This window comes from uncultured Aquincola sp., assembly GCF_964001545.1.
GTDB lineage: Bacteria > Pseudomonadota > Gammaproteobacteria > Burkholderiales > Burkholderiaceae_C > Aquincola.
Genome location: NZ_CAXFDV010000038.1, coordinates 1 through 3,066 on the forward strand (window position 1 = coordinate 1; position 3,066 = coordinate 3,066).

Below are 3,066 nucleotides of genomic sequence, written 5' to 3' on the forward strand. Positions count from 1 at the left end.
AAGACCATTCGCGCTGGAACGACGTGTACAAGACCTTGCGTGGCCAGTACGGCGCCCGCTCCAGCGCCGAAAGCCCCGGCCAGCCCGACAGCACGGTGATGCACGTGGCCGCGCCGGTGCGCGATGGCGACCGCATCATCGGCGTGCTCACCGTGTCGCGGCCCAATGCCACGCTGGAGCCTTACATCCAGCGCAGCCGCAACCGCATCCTGGCCTGGTCGTGGGGGCTGCTGGGCATTTCGCTGGCCATCGGCCTGCTGTTCACCTGGTGGATGGTCAGCTCACTGTCGCGGCTGCGTGGCTATGCGCATGCGGTGGCGCAGGGCGAGCGTGCCGAGCTGCCGCGCATGGGGCGCCTGTCGGGCAACACCGAGTTCAGCGACCTGGCGCAGGCGGTGGAACGCATGCGCCTGAAGCTCGAAGACAAGGCCTATGTCGAGCGCTACGTGCACACGCTGACGCATGAGCTCAAGAGCCCGCTGGCGGCCATCCGCGGTGCGGCCGAGCTGTTGCAGTCGCCGATGCCCGAGGCCGACCGCCAGCGTTTTGCCGGCAACATCGAACGCCAGACCGAACGGCTGCAACAGCTGATCGACCAGCTGCTGGGCCTGGCCGACGTGGAGCAGATGCGCCAGCTGCGCGACGTGGACAGCGTGGACCTGGCGGCGCTGACGCGCGAGGTGCTGCAGGCGCTGGAGCCGCGGCTGCGCCTGCAGGGCCTGCAGGTGGCCGATCAGCTCGGCAGCGGCCACAGCCTGCGCGGCAACCGCTTCCTGCTGCGCCAGGCCCTGCACAACCTGCTCGACAACGCGATCGACTTTTCGCCCACGGGCGGCCTGCTGACGCTGGGCCTGCTGCATGAAGGGGCCCAGCTGGTGTGGACCCTGCGCGACCAGGGCCCGGGCGTGCCCGACTATGCGCTGGACCGCATCTTCGAGCGCTTTTATTCGCTGCCGCGCGGCCCGGGGCGCGACAAGAGCACCGGCCTGGGCCTGTGCTTCGTGCAGGAGGTGAGCGGCCTGCACGGGGGTGAGTTGCGTATCGAGAACGTGGAGGCGCCGCGCGGCTGCCGCGTCATGTGGCGGCTGCCGGCCTGATGCCTGCCCCCAAGCTCGCTGCGCTCGCGCCCCCCCGAGGGGGATCTCAGTCCCTTGGGGCGGCCCGGCGGGACTGAGCCCCGCAACGCGGCGGCGGCACCGCCGCCATTTCACATTCGCTGCACACGGCCTGCGCGGCCGCTTCGCAGGGGTTTTGAAGAATCGTTTCGTCAACCTGAGACGGAACGAGGAATGAACAAATACCCTTTGCTGAGCAAGCTGCTGCTCATCGGATTGCTGATGGCCCTGCTGGCCATTCCCCTGGCGCTGGTGCGCCAGGTGATTGCCGAGCGCAGCGCCTACCGGCAGCAGGCCGCGGCGGAGGTGGCCCGTGCCCATGCCGGCCCGCAGACCCTGACCGGCCCGGTGCTCTGGCTGCCCTACACCGAAACCTTTGTGCGCAAGGTCAAGGTGGAGGGCAAGGCGGGCGCCACGCGCGAAGAGCTGGTGTCGGAAGAGCGGGTGTCCGTGCAGTTCCCGAAGACGCTGGACACGCGCAGCCGCCTGGCCACCGAAACCCGCTGGCGGGGCATCTTCCCGGTGACGGTCTACACCAGCCAGCACGCCAACACTGGCCGCTTCGTGTGGGAAGAGGTCATGCCCCGCCAACCCGGCGGCCGCATCACCCTGGGCCAGCCGCTGCTGCTGATGGGCGTGAGCGACACACGCGGCCTGCTGGCGGCGCCGCAGATGCGCCTGGCCGGCAGTGCGCTGGCCGTGGAGCAGGCGCCGGCCAGCAGCCCGCTGCCGCTGGCAGCGCGGGTGGACCCGGGCCTGCTCAAGCCGGGTGCCGAGCTGGAAGTGGCGCTGGACTTCGAGCTGGCCGGCACCGGCGGCATCGGCTGGGTGCCGCTGGCCGACGACAGCAGCGTCACGCTGACCTCGTCCTGGCCGCACCCCAGCTTCGGCGGCGATTTCCTGCCGCGCACCCGCAGCGTCACCGCCAGCGGCTTCGAGGCCACCTGGCGGGTCTCGTCGCTCTCCAGCCGGGCGCAATCGCAGTTCCTGGAGGACCCTCGCGGCGACAGCCCGCCCTCGCACACGGTCGAGCAGTTTTCGGTGTCGCTGAACGACCCGGTTGACGTCTACCGCCTGACCGAGCGTGCCACCAAGTACGCCGGCATGTTCATCGTGCTCACCTTCGCCGCCTTCTTCGTGCTGGAGATGGTGCGCCGCTGGCGCATCCATCCGATGCAGTACCTGATGATCGGCGCCGCACTGGTGCTGTTCTTCCTGCTGCTGCTGTCGCTGGCAGAACACATGGACTTCGTGCTCGCCTATGGCCTGGCCAGCACCGGCTGCATCGCGCTGCTGGGCCATTACCTGCGCCATGTGCTGGGCGGCTGGGGCGCGGGCCTGGGCATGAGCGGGCTGCTGGTCGCGCTGTACGGGGTGCTCTACGGCATCCTGGTGTCGGAAGACAACGCGCTGATGATGGGCTCGCTGCTGCTGTTCGGGGTGCTTGCCGCCATCATGGTGGCCACCCGTCGGCTCGACTGGTACAGCGTGATGCGCCCTGAGCCGGTACCGGCCAGCCCCGGCGTGGAACCGCACAGCGCCTGAGCCCCTGAGTCCCTATGGCCACCTACCTGCATTTCGCACCCGCGCTCGCGCTGGCCGCGGCCATCGGGCCGCAGCGCATCGGCTGGCGCCTGGCCCTGGCGGGCGCGGTGTGCGGCGTGCTGCCCGATGCCGATGTACTGGTGCCGCTGCTGGGCCTGGACAGCCTGGACGGCACCTATGGCCACCGCGGCTTCACCCATTCGCTGGGCTTCGCGCTGTTGATGGGCGCCCTGGGCGCGTGCCTGGCCGGGCGCCGGGCGCTGCGGCCCCTTGGGCTGGTGGCGTTGTACCTGGCGCTGTGCACCGCCTCGCATCCGGTGCTGGACGGGCTGGTCGACAGCGGCTTTTGCAACGCCTGGCTGTGGCCGCTGGACGGCACCCGGCACTGCCTGGCCTGGCGCCCGGT

3 protein-coding genes are annotated in these 3,066 nt (G+C 70.2%); all 3 read left to right on the forward strand.

The features are described from left to right. Positions 1-1,097 (forward strand): two-component system sensor histidine kinase CreC (gene creC / locus ABNT58_RS01435; RefSeq protein ID WP_348751734.1); only part of this gene is annotated, 1,097 nt, incomplete at its 5' end. A 192-nt stretch (positions 1,098-1,289) separates the two neighbouring features. Then, positions 1,290-2,660: a cell envelope integrity protein CreD gene (gene creD / locus ABNT58_RS01440; RefSeq protein WP_348751735.1), complete on the forward strand. Its 1,371-nt coding sequence runs from the start codon at positions 1,290-1,292 to the stop codon at positions 2,658-2,660. 14 nt (positions 2,661-2,674) lie between these two features. Further along, a partial coding sequence (locus ABNT58_RS01445) for a metal-dependent hydrolase (RefSeq protein WP_348751736.1) occupies positions 2,675-3,066 on the forward strand: 392 nt, incomplete at its 3' end.

Bases quoted from the DNA above. Each gene is read 5' to 3' on its own strand.
- creD (WP_348751735.1), top strand. From the start codon at position 1,290: ATGAACAAATACCCTTTGCTGAGCAAGCTGCTGCTCATCGGATTGCTG.